The sequence below is a fragment of the Pseudoalteromonas sp. Ld20 genome (assembly GCF_045064175.1).
Lineage (GTDB): Bacteria > Pseudomonadota > Gammaproteobacteria > Enterobacterales > Alteromonadaceae > Pseudoalteromonas > Pseudoalteromonas neustonica.
Genome location: NZ_JBISHB010000024.1, coordinates 54,489 through 74,085, shown reverse-complemented (window position 1 = coordinate 74,085; position 19,597 = coordinate 54,489). Strand labels below are relative to the sequence as shown.

Here is a 19,597-nt window from a genome sequence, read left to right as displayed (position 1 = left end):
TGAGGCGCTAAGCTGCGCATTATGGTTGCTCATGTTGTACTTTTCCAGAAAGATTACGCTTGCTATTGTTGTGCTCATTATAGTGTTATTACTAAGTTTTTTATTTGGGCGTCAATATGATTTAGGCAATGCAAAGCGCCAAGCCGAAGTGCAAGTTGGGCAACTCAGTCACTACCTTGATACTGAGCTGTCTCGGTTTGCAACAATTCCTTATCTAGCCACAGACAATCAATTATTAACCACGTTTATTAGTAATGAAAATCAATCCGCACAACAGGTTAATAACTATTTAGCAGATATACAACAAGCCAGTGGCGCATCTGATGTGTATGTACTCAATCGTGAAGGAGATGTGATCGCATCAAGTAATTGGCAACTTGATTATACGTATATAGGTAATAATTTTGCGTTCAGGCCTTACTTTTATCGAGCGTTAGCGGGTGATAAAATTGCCTATTTTGCTTTGGGCTTACGTTCAAATGAGCGGGGTATATATTTTTCAGAGCCTATTTACCTTAATCAGCAAGTTATTGGTGTTGTAACACTTAAGGTAAACGTCTCTAAATTTGAGACTGATCGTCAATTACTCAATACATCGCATGCGAGTCATTTTTATTTAACACTGGATGATAAAATTATCGCTATGTCGGATAAACAATCATGGCGACTTAATACCTTTGATTCTTTATCTAATATACAGCTGCAACAGTTACAGACAAGTAGACGTTATTTGGCTCACACTCCCACAGTCATTGATTTAGCGCAAACAACAAGCCAAGGCATCACATTATTGTCTATTGGGCAGCGCCAAACACGTCGTCAGTTTGTACCAGCAAGTGCCTCAATCGATCGGATCAAAGCAGATATGACGGTGTTAGTGGATGTTTCATCGGTCAATCTTGATCAACTCCCGCGGTTATTTTGGCTGGCGGTTATTTACATCAGTACCTTGCTTATTTTTTATAGTCTAATGGCGAGGTTTGCCGGTTATAAAAAGTTACTTTATTCGCGGCACAGTCTTGAGCAAGAAGTGATAGAGCGTACACATGCTTTAGAAAATGCTCAAACAGCGTTACTGCAAGCGGCTAAGCTTGCCACTATTGGCCAGCTTAGCGCGGGTATTAACCATGAAATTAATCAACCATTGAGTGCTATGAGCACATACCTTGTTAGTGCTAAACGTTTAATTGCCAAGGGGGATATAGAGCAAGCGGCAAAGAATATTGTCATCGTACAATCTTTGATAGATCGCGTGCATAAAATAGTAGGCCAATTAAAGCATTTTAGTAAGCCAGCCCAAACCCAGTTACGAGCACAAAGCTTAAATCAATTACTCCGAAATGCGATGGTTATTGCTTCCGCACAGTTAAAACACGATGATGTAACGGTTCAAGAAATCGTTATAACTGATGATATTAAAGTATGGGTTGATGAAATTAAATTTGAGCAAGTATTAGTTAATGTTATCACTAATGCAAGCCAAGCAATGCTACAAAGTCTAAAGCGTGAGTTAAGCTTTGAGGTTGAACAATTTGACGATCGCGTTAAGTTATCAATTTTAGATACGGGTCCGGGCATAGAGTTACATGCGTTAGGCACTATTTTTGAACCGTTTTATAGCACTAAATCGACAAACGGCTTGGGTTTAGGTTTATCTATTTCTAAGCAGATCATTAATTCATTTAATGGCTGTTTAAGTGCGCACAATCGTCCTACCGGCGGTGCCCAATTTATAATTACATTAACAAGTACCCAAGGAGAGCAATGAATACTTTAGCTATTGACTGCAAGCAAATCATTGTAATAGATGATGAAGCGATGATCCGTGACTCATTAAATCAACTGCTAACACTCGAAGGGTATCAGGTACAATGTTTTAGTGAACCTGTGAGTGCATTATCAAAATTAAGCCGTCGTTTTAATGGCATTGTGCTCAGTGATATTAATATGCCAAAAATGGATGGCTTGGCTTTTTTAGAGCAAGTTAAGGCATTCGATAGCGAACTGCCCGTTATATTCCTAACAGGATTTGCTGATGTGTCTGTAGCTGTTAAAGCAATGCAGTTGGGGGCTTACGATTTATTTGAAAAACCACTGACAGAGCAATTGTTAGACTGTATCGCAAGAGCAAGTGATAAACGTGCGCTGGTAATGGAAAACCGTGCATTAAAATTAGCAGTAGAAAAAACATCTGCTCCGGGTGTACGTATTTTGGGTGAAACCGTGCAGATGCAGCAAATGATGCATTTACTCAATACCGTTATTGATACGCCAGCGGATGTGATGATTGAAGGCGAAACGGGTACGGGGAAAGAGTTAGTAGCGCGATATTTACACGATCAAAGCAACCGTTCTCGCTGTAATTTTGTTGCTATAAATTGCGGTGCAGTACCAGAGCAACTTATTGAAAGCGAATTATTTGGCGCGGCCAGTGGTGCTTACACTGGCGCAACGCAAAGCCGCCAAGGAAAATTCGAGTTTGCACAAGGTGGTACTGTTTTTTTAGATGAAATTGAAAGTACGCCAACGTCACTGCAAATAAAATTACTACGCGTGCTCGAAGAGCGAAAAGTAACACCTGTTGGCAGTAATAGCGCTATTGATTTAGATGTACGTATTGTGGCAGCGACGAAGGTTGATTTATTGTCACTGGTAGATAAAGGGGAGTTTCGCGCTGATTTATACTACCGCCTTAATTTAGTTAAAGTGAGCATCCCAGCACTGCGTGATAGAAAAGCCGATATTCCCTTGTTATTTAAACATTTTAGCTCTATTGCCGCTACGCGCTTTCATAAGCCACCTGCGCCGCTAAGTAGCGATATGCAGCAAAAGCTAATGAATTACCCATGGCCTGGAAATGTACGAGAGCTGAGAAACCAAGCTGAACGTGCTGTGCTACTTGGGGTAGAGCTTGCCTTTGCAAATACAAATAATAATAACCCAGAGCAATTATCTCAAGATTTGAGTTTAGCTGAGAAAGTCAGTTTTTATGAGCAATCATTAATAGAAGAAGCCCTTGAACGTCATCAAGGAAGCATAAAAGAGACCATGCAGACTTTGCAAATTGCGCGTAAAACCTTATACGATAAAATGAACAAATATGCACTTAATCGAGATATGTTTACTGATTAATGTGTGGAAACAGTGACAAATATGTTTTTGGAGTGTGCGGTTTTCCACACTAATAATTGATTTTAAAATTCGCTTTTTACTTTAAGTTTTTGATTATGTTTATTTATTTAAAATTTAGACTGATTGGCAGTAAACTTGCCTTTATTGTTAGGAACAACAAATGATCCTAACAATAAGGGCACATAATGATAATAATAGATAAAAAATCAATCCCTGTATTTGCAGCCACAGGGCTTGTTTTAGCTTGCTGTGGACAACCTGTAAATGCTGCGCAGTACTCTATTTATGGCAAAGCTGAAGTGCAAATTGCTAACACAGACAAAGGTACAATGCGTTATGCAAAGGAAGGGACACATATTGATGCCCCGTTTTCGCGTATTGGTGTCAAAGGTGAACATGGCGTAACAGATTCTCTTAAAGTTATATTTAAGTATGAAGTACAAGTTAAAGGTTTTGAGCATGACGATACAAGTGATCCATTTACAGCTCGTAATACTTACTTAGGCCTTGCAGGGGACTTTGGTGAGATAGTCATTGGACGTAATGACACTCGGTTTAAGTACTCTGAAGGTAAAGTTGATAACTTTAATGAAACACAAGCTGATATTGCACAGTTATTACCAGGCCAAGATCGATTAGGCGATACAATCACTTACAGCTCAAAATCATTTGCAGGTGCGCAATTATCACTGACTTATGCACCACAAGATGACAGTTCAAACAACGAAGCTGGCTTTGCAGCGACATTGATTTACGGTGATCGAGGTTTAAAAAATAAAAACTATTATGTAGCAATCAGTCATGTTGACTCATTAAATAACATAAATGCGAGCCGGCTAGTGGCTGCGTGGAAACAAAGCGATTTGCAACTTGGTGCTATTTATCAGCGAAGTGAATCTGTTGATGGTACTAAATCGGGCAATGGTTACGTTTTAAGTGCGAGTTATAAATTAGATAAATGGCAACCCAAAGTGCAATTTGCCAGTGATGACTCAACCATTCGTCATAGTACAAAGGGCACACAGTGGACCGCTGGGGTTGACTATTTATTTGATAAACAGACCACAGCTTATTTATTGTATACCGATCTGGATTTACAGCAGCAAACAGACAATAGCTTAGCCCTTGGCTTAAAGTATAAATTTTAAAGGGGTCATTTATGAGTACACAAATTATTGAGAGTAAATCTGAAAAAAGCCCGATGCTACAAATGGTGATGCTTTTATTAGGCCCTGCGGTTATGTTATTTACCTGTTTAATGGATCCGCCATCAGGCATGAGCACAGCGGCTTTTCGTACAGCAGGATTAGCATTTTGGATGGCATCGTGGTGGGTGAGTGAGGTTGTGCCAATTCCTGCTACAGCGTTATTGCCGCTGGTTTTTTCACCGCTTGCGGACATTGCCGCAATAAAAACTGTGGCAGCACCTTATGCGCACCCATTGATATTTTTATTCTTAGGGGGATTTTTAATCTCAATTGCGATGGAACGTTGGGGTCTACATAAGCGCATTGCTCTGCGTACAATGTTGTATGCTGGCTCAAAACCCAGTTTACAGATCTTGGCTATGATGTTAGTAACTGCTTTTTTATCAATGTGGATGTCTAATACCGCAACAGCAGTGATGATGTTACCAATTGCACTTTCCATTACACACTTAGTTCAAAAATCGAACCCAAATAATAATGGCTTTGGCAAAGCACTGCTTTTAGCAATTGCTTACGGCGCAAGTATCGGCGGGATTGCAACACTAATAGGTACACCACCGAACGCATTAATGGCCGCTTATTTATCTGATAGTTACCAAATTGAAATTGGCTTTGCACAATGGATGATAGTGGGCGTGCCTTTATCGTTAACTATGCTGATCATTTGTTGGGTATGGTTAACTAAATTTGCATATAAAGTAGATAAAACTGATGAGAAAAAGATAAAAGTTGATACTAAGTCACTCTTTAGTGCGCAGTTGAAAGATTTAGGTCTTATGCAACGAGCTGAAAAAGGCGTGTTATGTGTATTTGCTTTTGCGGCGATATGCTGGATATTTAGACCGTTAATTGCGGATTTTTCTGGCTTAAAAATATCTGACACAGGCATCGCAATTGCAGCTGCTTTATTGTTGTTTGTATTACCTGCAAATAAAGGCAGTAACGAGCGCATTTTAGATTGGCCAAGTGCCGCAGGCGTTCCATGGGGAGTGTTATTATTGTTCGGGGGTGGATTAACCCTTGCGGCGCAAATAAAGTCATCAGGTTTAGCCGAATACATAGCACACATGATTGAAGGCGCAAGTGCAATCCCACTTGTATTGAGCGTCTTAGCAATTGCGACATTAATTACCTTTTTAACTGAGATCACTAGTAATACAGCAACAGCCGCTGGATTCTTACCTTTACTTGGTCCTGTTGCTGAATCAGTTACAGGCACACCTTTAGTATGGGTGATCCCTGCAGCAATTGCGTGCAGTTGCGCATTTATGATGCCGGTTGCAACACCGCCAAACGCGATAGTGTTTGGCTCAGGGCAAATACAAATAGGGGATATGATTAAAGCCGGTTTTGTACTAAACCTTATTGCTATTATCTTGATCACTTTAGTGACGATGACTATTGCGGCCTCCGTCTTTAACTTTTAATAACTAAACGAGTTACCCAACTCAAGAGTGCTGTTAAAATTTTAATAGCACTCTTTTTACGTGGTAAAACATTAAGCCATATAATTCTAGTGCGAAACACGTATCTTGAGGTTGCTTGGGTATAGGTATATATTGGTTATACTTTTATCACATACTCAGAGTACGCTTTTGTCTGCTAATACCCAAATTCCTTGTATTGATGTTGTACTATCAGCCCAACTTAATGATATGCAGCAACGTTTTAACGCTACCCCTTATTTACCAATTGCCAAAAGAATCGTGTTACTTAAGCAGTTAAAACGAGTGTTAATTACCTGCGAAAATGAATTGATAGCGGCTACGTCAAAAGATTTTGGTTATCGAACTGAGTTTGATACCGTGTTGGGGGATATTTTACCTACTGTTAAAACCATCTCGCACACTATCTCGCATTTACCAAAGTGGGCGAAAGACTCCCCTCGTAAAGCTGGGCTGAGCTTAGCACCTTCAAAAATTGCAGTAAGCTATCAGGCCAAAGGAGTTGTAGGAATAATATCGCCATGGAATTACCCGATTCAACTTGCAATCGTGCCGGTGATCACTGCGATTGCTGCGGGTAATCGTGTGCTGTTAAAAGTGAGTGAATTTACCCCGCATACAAACCAAGTACTCAAACAAATTTTTACTGATGAACTTGCAGAGCATTGTGCTGTTATAGAGGGGGATGCAACTCTTAGCCAGCAATTTTCGGGGCTACCATTCGCACATTTATTTTTTACTGGATCAACAGCCGTTGGTCGTCATGTTATGACTGCGGCGAGTAAAAACCTCACGCCCGTTACGTTAGAGTTGGGTGGAAAATCGCCTGTTATCATTACCGAAAATGTTGATATTTTAAAAGCTGCGAAAGCTATTTTATTTGGTAAAATGGCCAATGCTGGGCAGATCTGTGTTGCTCCAGACTACATTTTAGTTCCTGAAAAACTTGAGGAGCAGCTGGTACAAACTTTATGCTCTTTATATAAAAAACATTTTCCGCTGGGTGTTGAGGGCAAAAATTTAACGTCAATTATCAGTGAACAGCATTTTTCTCGATTAACTAACCTGCTCGATGATGCACAACAACGCGGTGCGCAAGTTGTTATGCCGCTTGATGATAATCAATCGGATGAGCAAAAACACCGCCTTGGTCTGCATATAGTGACACACGTTAATGATGATATGTTATTGATGCAAGAAGAGCTTTTTGGTCCAGTATTACCAATTATGAGTTATCAAAGTTTACCTCAAGCACTCGATTATGTTAATCAGCATCCACATCCACTGGCATTGTATGTTATGGGGCAAGATCAGCAAGTAAATCAGCTCGTTCAGGATTCAACACACAGTGGCACTTTTGCTGTTAATGATACACTAATGCAAGTTACTGCGGACGATGCACCTTTTGGTGGTTTGGGGCCTTCAGGAATGGGTAACTATCATGGTGTTGAAGGGTTTTTAACATTTAGCCATGCGCGAAACACATTAAAAACGGGTAGTTTCAACCCAAAGTTAAGTCTATTATTGTCTCAAAATAAGGCATTAATTAAAGTGCTAAAATGGTTGTATTTACGCCCATAAAGAGCGTAAATATAACCATGACTAAGCTATTAGGCGTTTAATATATCTTTTATTAAAACTTGCTAATCTAGGGCGTGTTGACCTTTGTGGATTGAAATTTGTTCAACCTAGGGGCAATTTAATCGCGGCGCGAGGTTTGTAACCTAGCGGGCTCGATAACTGCTCCTGCGTTATTCTACTAGCTCACATCCATGTGAGAATAAGTAAAAACCGAGCAACAAAGAGTCAATCGCCCCTAGAAAGAACCCTTTGGGCAGCGCATGTTTGGCATTTATACTGCGTTATCGCCTATTTATGGGGAACAACCACACTACATAGGCGCTGCCTTGCCTAAATACCAAACATACTGCTGCAAAATCAATCACGAAAGATCAACACGCCCTAGGGGCTATACCGTTTTCTACTCTTGCAACTTACTTACCCGATGCAGTAATAAAGGGCTAAAACCACCTAGCTAAAACTTAAAACATACGTCCTTCGCCAGCATAGAGTCCAGCCAGAATTCGCTCGTAAAGTACATCGGCTTTCTCTTTTGCCTCGGTAACTTCAGCGGGGAGCATTTTACGCTCATCAAGTTTTCGGCTATGGCTTGCATTTAAATTACCATTATACTCAGCAATGGTATTCCAAATATACGATTTTTCAATGTTCTTTTGTACGCCTAGGCCTTCAAAATACATTAGCGCCATATTAAATTGCGCAAGTGTGTAGTTGTTTCCAGCTGCTTTCTCATACCATCGCATGGCTTGTTTATAATCTTGGCTTACGCCTTCGCCATTAGCATACATTACACCAAGGTTAAATTGAGCTGCAGGCATATTTTTTGCTGCTGCTTGTTTAAAAAGAGTCACAGACATTTGCTTATCAAGTTTTACACCTTTACCTTCTTGGTAAAGAACCGCAAGAGCAAACATTGAATCTACATGTTGCTTTTTGACTCCTTCTTGATAAAGCGCAGCCGCTTTATGGTAGTTACGAACGACGCCGTGACCGTTTTCGTAGAGCTTACCTAATTCGTATATACCAGGTGCAAAGCCTTTATCAGCAAGATAGTTAAACTCTTTTAGCGCTTCTTCAAATTGCCCTTCGTTGGCCGCGCGTATCCCATCTTCAAGTCCTGCATGGGCAACACCATTAATGCCAAGTGCAGCGACCATTAACAATACATTAAACTTAGGTTGCCACATGGCAATATCTCCATTGAGTTTATAACTCTTTAATTTTAGTCCTAACAATAGCAATTGCCTAGCTTGGTTCTAAAAATGATAACGAATAGATATAAGATACAGATATTACAGAAAATTTAAAGAAATAAAAAAAGCCCCTTAGGGGCTTTTTGGGTTCATATCAACCGTCACCGATATGAGCAATGTAGCAAGTAAGTGTGATCTTAAAGTTGTATTACTTGGGTCGAGTAAGCAATACTGCTGAAGCGTCACTATCTTCATCAACAAAGTTGTACTAAAGGGGTCCAGCATCCTTACTGGATATTCTTCCCTAGGGCACTGAGGTCGGTACATTCCATTCACACTAAGCGAAGTATTAATGTGCGGGTTACTCTGTGTTGATGCGAACGATTATTACTTAGTTTAACGTGTCAGTCAACAGTTAAATGATAACTATTTACATTTAAATTGTTTTATTTTGAATTGCTCCATTTACACCGGCGAATAAGTTGATTACCGTAGGGTTATTCGTACTCTAATAAAAACTAAAATGTTTATAAAAAATATACGTTTAAACTATAAGCTTGGATTGATTGGGTTAATGCTGCTTAGTTTAGCTGGGTGTTCAGCATCTTTTACCTATAACAATATTGGTTGGTTATCCACATTTTGGATTGATGATTATGTTGATTTAGACAAGCAGCAAAGTAAAACGGTTAAATCGTTAATCAAAGAAATGCGAGATTGGCACCGAAAAACACAGCTACCGTTATACAAAAAAGATCTTATTACATTACAAGAGATACTGTCAGGAACACCATCGCAGAAAATACTTGTTGCGCACTTTCAAAATACTAAACAACACTGGCAAATTTTAGTAGAGCATATAAGCATGCCTTTAATTGAAGTTGCCAAAACACTTGATAGTAAACAACGTGCACAGTTTATAGCTGCAATTAGCGACAAAATGAATGAAGAGCAGCAAGAATTTGCAGAGCAAACAGCAAAGGAGCGTTCTGAAGAGCGTTTAAAAGATCAATTAGCAACTTATGCTGATTGGCTGGGAAAGTTATCGGCAGAACAAACGCAGCTAATTACAGTGGCTAATAGTGAATTTCAATCAACATTTATATTATGGCAACGCTATAAACAAACGCGGTTAGATGCTTTGAGCAGTGCATTTAACTCCGATAAACTCGATAATGATGATTTTACGCGAGAGCTTGGCCGTATTATTAAAAACAGGCACGCATTTATGAGTGAAGAGTTAATTATGCACGATCAACAAAACTTAGCGCGTTATGCGGCATTATTAGTTGATTTAAGGCAAACCTTGTCGGATAAACAGATTAAGCATGCACGTAAGGAGTTTACACAAATGGTTGATGAAATAGACGATTTGATAAATGATTGATATTTTAAAGGATCCAGCCAGATGAAAATACGTAGAATTTCATGGCAGCAAACAATCCCTCTTCGCCACCGTGTTTTATGGCCAAATAAACCTTTAGAGTATTGTCATATACCAGAGGATGACGATGGTTTACATTTTGGGGTATTCGTTGATGATTTATTAGTGTGTGTAGCATCCGTATATTTAACATTAAATAAAGCACGTTTACGCAAGTTTGCCACTGATCCGCAATATCAAAATCAGGGGATAGGATCACAATTGCTTACATTTATCATTACCTTTTTAAAAGGTGGCACTGTTGATTACTTTTGGTGTGATGCCAGAGAGTCTGCTTTAGAGTTTTATAAACGGTTTGATATGCATGTGTGCAGTGAGCGCTTTTTCAAAGGGGAGGTAGCCTACTATAAAATGGAAGTTGCACTTTAGTAACTTTTAGTTCGTCTGAGCGTTATTAGTAGAGGTTAAATGCATTGATTGGCCTTCTACACTTGAGATATAACCATTTATGTTTAAAATAATAGCCAGTCTCTTCTTAAATTAAGTTTATAAATGGATATTGCGGCCCTTAATAGCACGCTTGCTTTACGTAGTAGAGTTCTTAAGTGGATGTGCCTGTGTCTAGGTGTTCTGTCAGGGATATTTGCGGTATTTAATCTATTAATAAATGACTTTTTAATATTAGGCGCTTTGGAAGTTGTTTTTTCTGTGTATTGTTTTGGTATTTATTTTTATATAACTAAACATGTATTTAAACTTTGGCAGCCTGTCAGTATTTGCACTTTTGTGTCGTTATTAGTTGTGCTGGGTAGTTACTTATCAAGTGTATATAACGCACTTTTTGTTTGGACCCTCGTTTTACCCGTTCTGTATTACTTATTATTGGGAAAGTTGTGGGGCTTTGGTTTGTCAATGTCACTGGCTCTGTTGCAAGCCATCGCATTAATAACAAAAGAAAGTGTGGCTCCATATTCCCCATCGAATCTAGGTTTAAATCTCGCATTTAGCTATGTTACTATTTGGGTTATTGCGCATGTATTTGAAACAAGCCGAGCTAGTTTTTCTAAGCGTTTGGAAGATTTAGCAATGTTAGATCCACTTACAGGCGCTGGGAACCGCTTAGCAATGAATCAATATTTTGAGATTGAACTTAGTGATAAAGAAAATCTTTATACGATGGTAATGGATTTAGATTTTTTTAAGAAAGTAAACGACGAGTTTGGCCATGCAATTGGTGACAGTGTGCTGATTGAAGTAACTAAAATTATCAAATCTCAGTTAACTAAAGAAGGTGCTGTTTTTCGTATTGGTGGTGAAGAGTTTGCCATCTTTGTTGCTCACTCATCGGCGTCTGAGGCGGCAAACATTGCAGAAAATATTAGACATACTATAGAGAATAATAAGCTTATTATTGCAGAGCAATCAGTGTCAATTACAGCAAGTATTGGCGTTATCGCTTACAGTGGCAATGAAACCTTAAAGCAAACAATAAAAGCAGCAGATGATAGGCTCTATCAAGCTAAAAATAACGGACGTAACCAAGTTGTTTTTAATGACCCACCACAGGGAAAGCAACTAAATCAAGCCTCTTAATGACGCGACTATTTAATTTCCTTGATACATTAACTCAAACTCTGGAATATTTTGTTCCCACAGAGGCAAGTCTTTTCCTAAATGCTCACGTATTGCATCAAAAAATAGCCGAGTACGAACTGGTAAATCGCGATGTGGATAAACGGCATACATTGCACTGTATTCGGCAAGTTTTAAATGTGTAAGCATAGGCACTAATCGTCCTTCCTTAATTTCATTGCCGATAATAAACGCGGGTGCAAGAACATAAGTTGTTCCAGAAAGGGTTTTATCTAAAAGTACTTCTGCATCATTCGCTCTAAATACGCTTTTAATTTTTTGCTCTTGTGGCAAACCAAACTCATCAACATACTTCACGCCCTCAACGCGCAATGAAGTGCTTGAATAGCTGGCTGCGGGTAAATCAATTAAATCTTCAATTTTTTCAGGCAATCCATACGTTCTAATAAACTCAGGTGATGCCAAAAGTAGTAATCGATTACGGGCAATTTTACGAGCAATTAAGGATGAATCTTTGGGCTCTCCCACCCTAAATGCTAAATCAAACCCTTCAGAGACAATATCGACAAGCCTATCATCTAAGCGTAACTCAACCTCAACCTGCGGAAAGCGTTTTTGAAAATCATTGATCACGGGTTGTAAATAACGCCGTCCAATAATGGTTGAGGATGTGATTTTTAACACGCCGCGCGGTTCTTGGTGATAGTTCTCAGCAAGGCGTACGGTTTCACCTAATAGTTCGCGTAGCTCACTGGCTTTTTTGACCATTTCAGCGCCAGCTGCAGTAAGTGAAAATGAACGAGTGGTTCGATTTAATAAACGAACACCTAAGTCATCCTCAAGACGGCTAATTTGTTTTGAGATCACAGAACGATCAATATTACGGGTTTCAGCTGCTTTAGCAAAAGAGCCACGCTCAACCACTTCTAACAACATTAATAAACGACTCGTAGTATCCATATTTTGCTCATTTAAATTTAATTGGTGCCATATTGGCATTAATGAGTTTTGAAATCTATAGTTTTTGTCCGCAGGTTTGTTCCGTACCATGGATAAATATACTAAAAGGAGCGTCGTCATGAACAAACACTTAATAGCTACTGCAATTTTAGGGGCATCACTTGCTCTGAGCGGATGTGCGGAAGAACCAAGCCAACAAACCAGTCAACAACAGCACTTACAGCCAATTGATGTTGCACAAGTAATTATCAAACCAGTACAAAATTGGCACACTTTCACGACACGACTTGAAGCACCTGAAGAGGTTGCTCTTATGCCACGAGTTGCAGGGGTTATTGATCACATTGCGTTTAAAGAAGGCGATAACGTTAAACAAGGCGATTTACTGTTTAAATTAGATGCTCGTCCATATGCGGCAGTTGTTACCAGCCTTGAAGCACAAGTACAAAGTGCAAAAGCGGCTTTATCTCAAGCGCAAAGCGAAGCGAAAAGAGCGGTAAGGTTAACGCAGCGAAAAGCTATTTCTACCGAGCAAGCTGAATCTCGTACTTCGATGTTACATCAACGAGAAGCTCAGTTAGCAGCATTAAAGGCGCAGCTAGTTTCAGCCAAACTGGATTTAGAATTTACAGATATACGCTCACCGATTGATGGCGTTATCTCCTTAGCAAATATTACCAAAGGTAATAACGTACTGGCTGGGCAAACGGTTTTAACGTCAATTGTGTCAAATCAAACGATGTACGCGTACTTTGATGTAGACGAGCGTACATGGAATAGCGCTTTTAATGATGTAACAGCCAATGATAAACAACAGGTTGTAATGCAAAAGGTAGGTCAACGTGCATTTGCTCACATTGGGTATATTGATTTTATTGATAATCAAATAAACGCAGCAACGGGTACATTACGTGTACGTGCACGCTTTGATGAAAACGAAGCGCTACGCGCGGGGTCATTTGCGCGTATTAAATTAGCCGCCAGCGATGTCACAGAGCAGGTAATCGTGCCAGATAGAGCGATAGGTACCGATTTGAAAAATCGTTTTGTATTGACTGTTGGTGACAATAATATTCTTGAATATAAGCTTGTTACGGTTGGTGAGCGCTACGGTCGTTTTCGCACTATCACATCAGGCTTAAAAACAGGCGATGTGATAGCTGTTAATGGGCCTGCACGTGTGGGACCAGGTATGCCCATTGCGCCAAATCAGATAACGTTAGATACCAAAGGTGTGGCGTTTACGCTCTCGCCAACAGCGCAGCATATTTTAATGGCTAAGAAGTAGGGTAATTTATGAAATTTTCACACTTTTTTATCCAACGGCCAATCTTTGCGGCCATGCTGTCATTAATTATTTTAATTGCTGGTGGTATTTCGTTATTTCAATTACCAGTGAGTGAATACCCTGAAGTTGTGCCTCCAACGGTTGTTGTTACAGCTAACTACCCGGGTGCAAATCCAACGGTAATCGCACAAACTGTTGCCACGCCATTAGAGCAAGAAATTAATGGCGCTGAAAACATGCTGTATATGTTTTCACAAGCGACCAGTGATGGCCGCATGACGTTAACTGTTACGTTTGAGCTCGGTACTGATTTAGATCGTGCTCAAGTGCAAGTGCAAAACCGCGTTAACAGTGCATTGCCACGTTTACCGCAAGAAGTGCAACGCTTAGGCGTTGTGGCTGAAAAGTCATCCCCGGATCTAACCATGGTGGTACATTTGTATTCACCTGAAAAAACCCACGACACCGCTTACCTATCTAATTATGCGGATTTGTATATAAAAGACCAAATTGCACGTTTAAGTGGAGTGGGAGATGTACAGCTTTTTGGTGCTGGGCAATACTCTATGCGCGTATGGTTAAACCCTGATGCACTTGCAGCACGCGAATTAACGGCAATGGATGTGGTAAGCGCACTTCGCGCACAAAATCAACAAGTTGCTGCGGGTAGTTTAGGTGCACAGCCAACCTCAAACGACAGCCAATTTCAGGTGCTACTTAATGTTAAAGGACGTTTAAACAGCATTGAAGAGTTTGAGCAGGTGATTATCAAAGTCGGTGAACAAGGCCAACTTACACGCTTAAATGATGTTGCCCGTATTGATTTAGGCCAAAATACGTACTCGTTGCGTGCGGAGCTCAATAATCAACCCGCTTTAGCAATGCCGATATTTCAGCGCCCGGGTTCGAACGCGATAGAGCTTTCAGATCAGGTGCGTGAAACGATGGCACGTTTATCAAACGATTTTCCAAGTGGGGTTGAGTACGACATCGTTTATGATCCTACTGTATTTGTACGTGGATCAATTGATGCTGTAATTACCACGTTACTAGAGGCAATTGCACTTGTTGTTATTGTGGTGGTGTTATTTTTACAAACATGGCGCGCTTCGATAATACCTCTAATTGCTGTGCCAGTATCTTTAATTGGTACGTTTGCTGTGATGCAATGGTTAGGTGTTTCGATAAATACCTTATCGTTATTTGGTTTAGTATTAGCAATCGGTATTGTTGTTGATGATGCCATCGTTGTGGTCGAAAACGTTGAGCGAAACATTGAGCAAGGTCTATCCCCTTTAGAGGCTACCCGTGTAGCAATGAGTGAAGTGACAGGGCCAATTATCGCGATTGCGTTAGTGCTGTGTGCAGTGTTTATTCCAACGGCATTTATTTCTGGGCTTTCAGGTCAATTTTATAAACAGTTTGCGCTAACAATTACGATTTCTACGGTTATATCTGCATTTAACTCACTAACACTGTCGCCAGCATTAGCAGCGTTATTGTTAAAAAGTCACGACGCAAAGCCAGATGCATTGACACGTTTACTTAATCGTTTATTTGGCCGCTGGTTGTTTGCCCCGTTCAATCGAGTGTTCGATCGCGGTGCTAAAGGGTATCAAAAGCTTGTTAAAAAAATGATGCGAATGAGTATGGTGGTAATGGTTGTTTATGTTGCTCTACTCGGCGGTACGTTCAAACTTTTTGATGCTGTTCCGGGTGGTTTTATTCCTGCACAGGATAAACAGTACCTAGTAGCAATTGCTCAATTACCTGACGCAGCAAGCTTAGATCGTACGCAAGATGTAGTAAGACAAATGCAAGAAATAGCGCTGCAAGTGCCCGGTGTTGCTGACACAGTTGCGTTTCCAGGCTTGTCAGTTAATGGCTTTACCAATAGTCCTAACAGCGCCATTGTCTTTACTCCATTAGATGCGTTTAGTGAGCGTACTGATCCAAGTCAGTCTGCGATGGCTATTGCCGCGCAACTTAATCAGCGCTTTAGTGCTATTGATGAGGCCTTTGTTGCTGTTTTCCCGCCGCCGCCAATTCAAGGTTTAGGCACTACAGGTGGTTTTAAACTGCAAATTGAAGATCGTGGTAATAAAGGGTTCGAAACCTTATTTAATAGCTTGCAAACAGTAATTGGAAAGGCACAACAAGATCCTGCTTTAATGGGGTTGTACTCAAGTTTTAGGATTCAGGTTCCGCAAATGGATATTGATATCGACCGTGAACAAGCGCTGATCCAAGGCATCCCATTAGATGAAGTATTTAATGCACTACAAGTATATCTTGGCTCTATGTATGTTAATGACTTTAATATGTTTGGCCGTACTTACCAAGTTAATGCCCAAGCTGATATAGATTATCGCCTTGATCCAGAACAGGTATTAAACCTTAAAGTACGAAATAACCGAGGTAACATGGTACCGCTTGGTTCAGTATTAACGGTAACGCCAACCACAGGTCCTGATCGCGTTATGCATTATAATGGTTACCCAAGTGCAGAGCTTAACGGCAGTCCAGCACCGGGTTATAGCTCAGATCAAGCACAACAGGCTATTGAACTCATTCTGGCTGATAATTTACCCAGTGGCATAGAGTATGAGTGGACAGAAGTGACTTTTCAGCAGATTTTGGCGGGTAATACCATGGTGTATGTCTTCCCATTGGTGGTGTTATTAGTGTTTATGGTATTAGCAGCGCAATATGAAAGCTTACGTTTACCGCTGGCGATTATCTTAATTGTGCCTATGACAATATTCTCTGCATTAATGGGTGTATGGCTAGTGGGCTCTGATAATAATATTTTCACGCAAATTGCATTAATCGTCTTGGTCGCACTCGCGTCTAAAAATGCGATATTGATGGTGGAGTTTGCGCGCGATAAAAATAACCATGGATTAAGTCATTTTGATGCGATTTTAGAAGCGTGTCGGATGCGATTAAGACCAATCCTCATGACTTCGATTGCCTTTACTGCTGGTGTAATCCCGCTGGTATTAGCAACAGGAGCCGGTGCAGAAATGCGTCATGCGATGGGGAATGCAGTATTTTCAGGCATGATTGGTGTGACGGTATTTGGTTTGTTATTCACGCCAGTATTTTATATTTTGGTCACAAAAAGCAAAGAACACGCGACAGTGGAGCAAGTAAATGAACAGTAATAAGTTGCGTATAACCGCTGTATTGGTTGCGGGGTTGTTAGCCGGTTGTGCTAGTAAAATAGATGAACAGCAACATCAGAGTCAGCTTCAAGAGTTTGTTGCGCAAACACAAATTGCATCTCAGTTAGTAGGTCAAGATGAACTGAATTGGTGGCAACAATTAGATTCGTCACAGCTTAATAACTTGGTTGCAAATGCGCGTGCTAATAATCACGATTTACGAACCAGCCAATTAAAACTGAAAAGTGCACTTGCCCGCTTAGGGGGACAAAAAGCACAATACTTGCCCCAAGGTGGGGTAGGTATTGAAGCAACGCGTAGTAGTTTGGGCGAACTAAATACTCGCCAGTCAGCTGCCAATGCCAATTTTGATTGGCAACTGGATTTATTTGGGAAAGTGACTGCATTAGTTAATGCCAGTAATGCAGGGGCAATGAGTCAAGCAGAGCAAGTACGTGCGCTACATATTGAAGTTGTTGCGTCGGTGGTTAAAGGGTTTGTAAGTTATCAAGGAAATAAGCAAAAACAGCATATTATTGAACTGCAAATTGAGGCGCTTAAACAAAGTATAGGTGTATTGCGTGCTCAGGTTGAAGAAGGAATTGCTAATGAGCTTGATTTAAACCGTACTTTAGCGCAGCTAAAGCGCCAGCAAGCATTATTACCGGATATTGAATATGCACAGTTTCGCGACTTAGCAACACTTGCAATGTTATCAGGGCAATTACCGAGTGATATTACATTGATAGATGAGCGTAGTGTACTTGAACGTGGATTTACGGTTAGTTTAGCAAAACCAAGTGATGCAATCGCGCTTCGTCCTGATATTAGCCAAGCGTTATTTGAGTTTAGCCAAGCTCACTCATTAAGCGTAGCGGCAAGTAAAGCGTTGTTACCAGATATTAGTTTAAGTGCATTTGCAGGTGTATTGAGTTTAGATAACAATCGATTGTCAGATACACAGCAGCAATGGCAAGTTGCACCACAAATAAAGTGGTCATTATTAAGTTACCCGGCTTTATTAGCCCAGCGTGATGCACAACAATACTTGAGTGAAGCCGCTTACAGTCAATATCAACACGTTGTGTTAAATGCAATGAGTGAAAGTGAACTATCATTGCAATTATTAGTAAAGCAAAGTCAGCAGCAAGACTATGCAAAACAACGCTTTGATTTTGCCAATAGTGCCTTTTTACAAGCGCAGGCTATGTATCAAGAAGGGCAAATACCATACTTAGAGTTGTTAGATGCGCGACAGGATGTTTTAATAGCGCAAGAAAATGCAATTGACTCAACGATTTCATCATTACTTGCCAAGGTAGATACCTATCAAGTATTTAATGGTCGTTGGAGTTATGTGTTAGTTAATTAGCCAATGTAGAGTTATTGATGCCACATACTGATTTTTTATCGCCAATTCCCGCAACTATGCGCGCGATTGCGCTACTTGAGCCCAACGAGCAGATCGATTTATCTGAGTTGGAATTGCCTGTGCCAGAAATTGTAGACAATGAACTGCTGATCAAAGTTGAGTATGTTGGCTTAAATCCCGTTGATGCATACTTTGCTAAACAGGGCTTTTGCAAATGGCAATACCCCCACACTCTTGGCTTAGATGCTGTGGGGGTGGTTGTTAAAGCACGTAAGGGGATATTCCCTGAGATAGGCTCGCGGGTAATGTGGCATGGTAATATTGGTGAGCAAGGCGTGCTGTCTGAATACGCCAAAGTCCCTAATTACGCTGTGTCACTAATACCAGATGAAGTCACATTTAGCGATGCTGCGGTGTTACCTTGTGCGGGGATGTCAGCGTTAATTGCGCTTGATAAATTGCAATTGACAGAGGGCGATTCAATCCTGATTGAAGCCGGCGCAGGTGCTGTTGGTCAATTTGCAATTCAGTTTGCCAAGCAACGTGGTGCCACTGTTTTTACAACGGCAAGTAAGCGAAATCATAAACTTGTTAAAAAACTGGGTGCTGATGCTGTGTTTGATTATACCGATAAAAAACTCAGTGAAAAAATCAAGAAAGAGTTAGGCCCACAAGGTTTTGATGCGGTACTGGATTCAATTGGTGGTGAAACAACAGTGCGTAATGTTGAATTAATGCGATTTTGTGGTCGTATAGCCTGTTTAAATCCACTGCCTAAATTTGAGCAAGAGTTGATGTTTAGGCGAGCGCCTAATATTGGTATTGTTTCATTAGGAGGGGCATGGCTGGCTAATAGCTTGTGCGCTCAACAGCGAATGAGTTTTATGGGAAATTTATTGCTCGAAAATATGGCGCAAGGCACACTCATGATCCCTGCTATTACGGCAGTTAAATTTGATGCAATAAGTATTTCCAATGCACTCAATATGCAAGTTAATGGGGGGTTTACCGGTAAGCAAATAGTGCAGGTTAACCATACTTAACTATCCTTGTTCGCGAGAAATAAAAACGAAGAAGCCCCGAATATCAACAGGGCTTTTTTAGTTAAAGGTAAATAGCTCTGATCTCGGTTATGCACTATTACCCGAATATACGGGGAAAGGGTATAAACACAGGGATGTAATGCGCTACTGCAAGTCAACAGTTTAATGTAATAAGTGCAATTACTTCACAAGACAATACCGCTTCCAAACGAGTCTTTAAAAAGCTGGACT

The 19,597-nt window shown here is 40.4% G+C and carries 14 protein-coding genes; 12 read left to right on the top strand and 2 right to left on the bottom strand.

The genetic code is table 11. The features are described from left to right. The first annotated feature begins 31 nt into the window (after positions 1–31). The 5 genes from ACJJVX_RS01295 to ACJJVX_RS01275 all read left to right on the top strand — a co-directional run bounded on the left by ACJJVX_RS01295 (position 32) and on the right by ACJJVX_RS01275 (position 7,366). Positions 32–1,768: an ATP-binding protein gene (locus tag ACJJVX_RS01295; RefSeq protein ID WP_405629682.1), complete on the top strand. Its 1,737-nt coding sequence runs from the start codon at positions 32–34 to the stop codon at positions 1,766–1,768. Then, complete coding sequence (locus ACJJVX_RS01290; protein ID WP_054204972.1) at positions 1,765–3,132, top strand: sigma-54 dependent transcriptional regulator; 1,368 nt, start codon at positions 1,765–1,767, stop codon at positions 3,130–3,132. The genes ACJJVX_RS01295 and ACJJVX_RS01290 overlap by 4 nt, the downstream gene beginning before the upstream one ends. Before the next feature lie 185 nt (positions 3,133–3,317). Beyond that, positions 3,318–4,280: a porin gene (locus ACJJVX_RS01285; RefSeq protein WP_405629679.1), complete on the top strand. Its 963-nt coding sequence runs from the start codon at positions 3,318–3,320 to the stop codon at positions 4,278–4,280. A gap of 11 nt (positions 4,281–4,291) precedes the next feature. Further along, positions 4,292–5,767: a DASS family sodium-coupled anion symporter gene (locus ACJJVX_RS01280; protein ID WP_054454049.1), complete on the top strand. Its 1,476-nt coding sequence runs from the start codon at positions 4,292–4,294 to the stop codon at positions 5,765–5,767. Between the two features lie 228 nt (positions 5,768–5,995). Further along, positions 5,996–7,366 carry a coniferyl aldehyde dehydrogenase gene (locus ACJJVX_RS01275; protein WP_405629803.1) on the top strand — a complete coding sequence of 457 codons (1,371 nt, stop codon included), beginning with the start codon at positions 5,996–5,998 and terminating at the stop codon, positions 7,364–7,366. Positions 7,367–7,827: 461 nt separating this feature from the next. Here the strand turns inward: ACJJVX_RS01275 and ACJJVX_RS01270 are convergent, their stop codons facing one another. Beyond that, positions 7,828–8,553, bottom strand: coding sequence for a tetratricopeptide repeat protein (locus tag ACJJVX_RS01270; RefSeq protein ID WP_054204970.1), 726 nt, complete (start codon positions 8,551–8,553; stop codon positions 7,828–7,830). Between the two features lie 580 nt (positions 8,554–9,133). On the opposite strand from ACJJVX_RS01270, the gene ACJJVX_RS01265 reads away from it, so the two are divergent. The 3 genes from ACJJVX_RS01265 (at position 9,134) to ACJJVX_RS01255 (ending at position 11,536) form a co-directional block, all read left to right on the top strand. Beyond that, positions 9,134–9,946 (top strand): DUF6279 family lipoprotein, encoded by an 813-nt coding sequence (locus ACJJVX_RS01265; protein WP_405629675.1) that lies wholly within the window; start codon positions 9,134–9,136, stop codon positions 9,944–9,946. Between the two features lie 21 nt (positions 9,947–9,967). Further along, positions 9,968–10,372: a GNAT family N-acetyltransferase gene (locus ACJJVX_RS01260; RefSeq protein WP_054204968.1), complete on the top strand. Its 405-nt coding sequence runs from the start codon at positions 9,968–9,970 to the stop codon at positions 10,370–10,372. A 123-nt stretch (positions 10,373–10,495) separates the two neighbouring features. Next, on the top strand, positions 10,496–11,536 hold the full coding sequence (locus tag ACJJVX_RS01255; protein WP_064435621.1) for a GGDEF domain-containing protein: 1,041 nt from the start codon (positions 10,496–10,498) through the stop codon (positions 11,534–11,536). Positions 11,537–11,548: 12 nt separating this feature from the next. Here ACJJVX_RS01255 and ACJJVX_RS01250 read toward each other — a convergent pair whose 3' ends face one another. Further along, positions 11,549–12,496, bottom strand: coding sequence for a LysR family transcriptional regulator (locus ACJJVX_RS01250; RefSeq protein WP_054205064.1), 948 nt, complete (start codon positions 12,494–12,496; stop codon positions 11,549–11,551). A gap of 118 nt (positions 12,497–12,614) precedes the next feature. Between ACJJVX_RS01250 and ACJJVX_RS01245 the strand changes: the two genes are divergently transcribed. The 4 genes from ACJJVX_RS01245 to ACJJVX_RS01230 are packed head-to-tail and all read left to right on the top strand — an operon-like array spanning position 12,615 to position 19,366. Further along, on the top strand, positions 12,615–13,784 hold the full coding sequence (locus tag ACJJVX_RS01245; protein ID WP_054204966.1) for an efflux RND transporter periplasmic adaptor subunit: 1,170 nt from the start codon (positions 12,615–12,617) through the stop codon (positions 13,782–13,784). A gap of 8 nt (positions 13,785–13,792) precedes the next feature. Next, a complete protein-coding gene (locus ACJJVX_RS01240; protein WP_405629670.1) occupies positions 13,793–16,951 on the top strand; it encodes an efflux RND transporter permease subunit in 3,159 nt (1,052 codons plus the stop codon). Beyond that, positions 16,941–18,323 carry a TolC family protein gene (locus tag ACJJVX_RS01235; protein WP_405629667.1) on the top strand — a complete coding sequence of 461 codons (1,383 nt, stop codon included), beginning with the start codon at positions 16,941–16,943 and terminating at the stop codon, positions 18,321–18,323. Before ACJJVX_RS01240 ends, ACJJVX_RS01235 begins: the two co-directional genes overlap by 11 nt. Before the next feature lie 17 nt (positions 18,324–18,340). Next, a complete protein-coding gene (locus ACJJVX_RS01230; RefSeq protein WP_170172782.1) occupies positions 18,341–19,366 on the top strand; it encodes a zinc-binding dehydrogenase in 1,026 nt (341 codons plus the stop codon). Positions 19,367–19,597: the final 231 nt, after the last annotated feature.

What these genes read in the sequence shown, in the direction of transcription:
- ACJJVX_RS01260 (WP_054204968.1), top strand. Translation starts at nt 9,968, where the DNA reads ATGAAAATACGTAGAATTTCATGGCAGCAAACAATCCCTCTTCGCCAC.
- ACJJVX_RS01295 (WP_405629682.1), top strand. Translation starts at nt 32, where the DNA reads ATGTTGTACTTTTCCAGAAAGATTACGCTTGCTATTGTTGTGCTCATT.
- ACJJVX_RS01250 (WP_054205064.1), bottom strand. Translation starts at nt 12,496, where the DNA reads ATGGATACTACGAGTCGTTTATTAATGTTGTTAGAAGTGGTTGAGCGT.
- ACJJVX_RS01275 (WP_405629803.1), top strand. Translation starts at nt 5,996, where the DNA reads ATGCAGCAACGTTTTAACGCTACCCCTTATTTACCAATTGCCAAAAGA.
- ACJJVX_RS01270 (WP_054204970.1), bottom strand. Translation starts at nt 8,553, where the DNA reads ATGTGGCAACCTAAGTTTAATGTATTGTTAATGGTCGCTGCACTTGGC.
- ACJJVX_RS01290 (WP_054204972.1), top strand. Translation starts at nt 1,765, where the DNA reads ATGAATACTTTAGCTATTGACTGCAAGCAAATCATTGTAATAGATGAT.
- ACJJVX_RS01255 (WP_064435621.1), top strand. Translation starts at nt 10,496, where the DNA reads ATGGATATTGCGGCCCTTAATAGCACGCTTGCTTTACGTAGTAGAGTT.
- ACJJVX_RS01245 (WP_054204966.1), top strand. Translation starts at nt 12,615, where the DNA reads ATGAACAAACACTTAATAGCTACTGCAATTTTAGGGGCATCACTTGCT.
- ACJJVX_RS01240 (WP_405629670.1), top strand. Translation starts at nt 13,793, where the DNA reads ATGAAATTTTCACACTTTTTTATCCAACGGCCAATCTTTGCGGCCATG.
- ACJJVX_RS01280 (WP_054454049.1), top strand. Translation starts at nt 4,292, where the DNA reads ATGAGTACACAAATTATTGAGAGTAAATCTGAAAAAAGCCCGATGCTA.
- ACJJVX_RS01230 (WP_170172782.1), top strand. Translation starts at nt 18,341, where the DNA reads ATGCCACATACTGATTTTTTATCGCCAATTCCCGCAACTATGCGCGCG.
- ACJJVX_RS01235 (WP_405629667.1), top strand. Translation starts at nt 16,941, where the DNA reads ATGAACAGTAATAAGTTGCGTATAACCGCTGTATTGGTTGCGGGGTTG.
- ACJJVX_RS01265 (WP_405629675.1), top strand. Translation starts at nt 9,134, where the DNA reads ATGCTGCTTAGTTTAGCTGGGTGTTCAGCATCTTTTACCTATAACAAT.
- ACJJVX_RS01285 (WP_405629679.1), top strand. Translation starts at nt 3,318, where the DNA reads ATGATAATAATAGATAAAAAATCAATCCCTGTATTTGCAGCCACAGGG.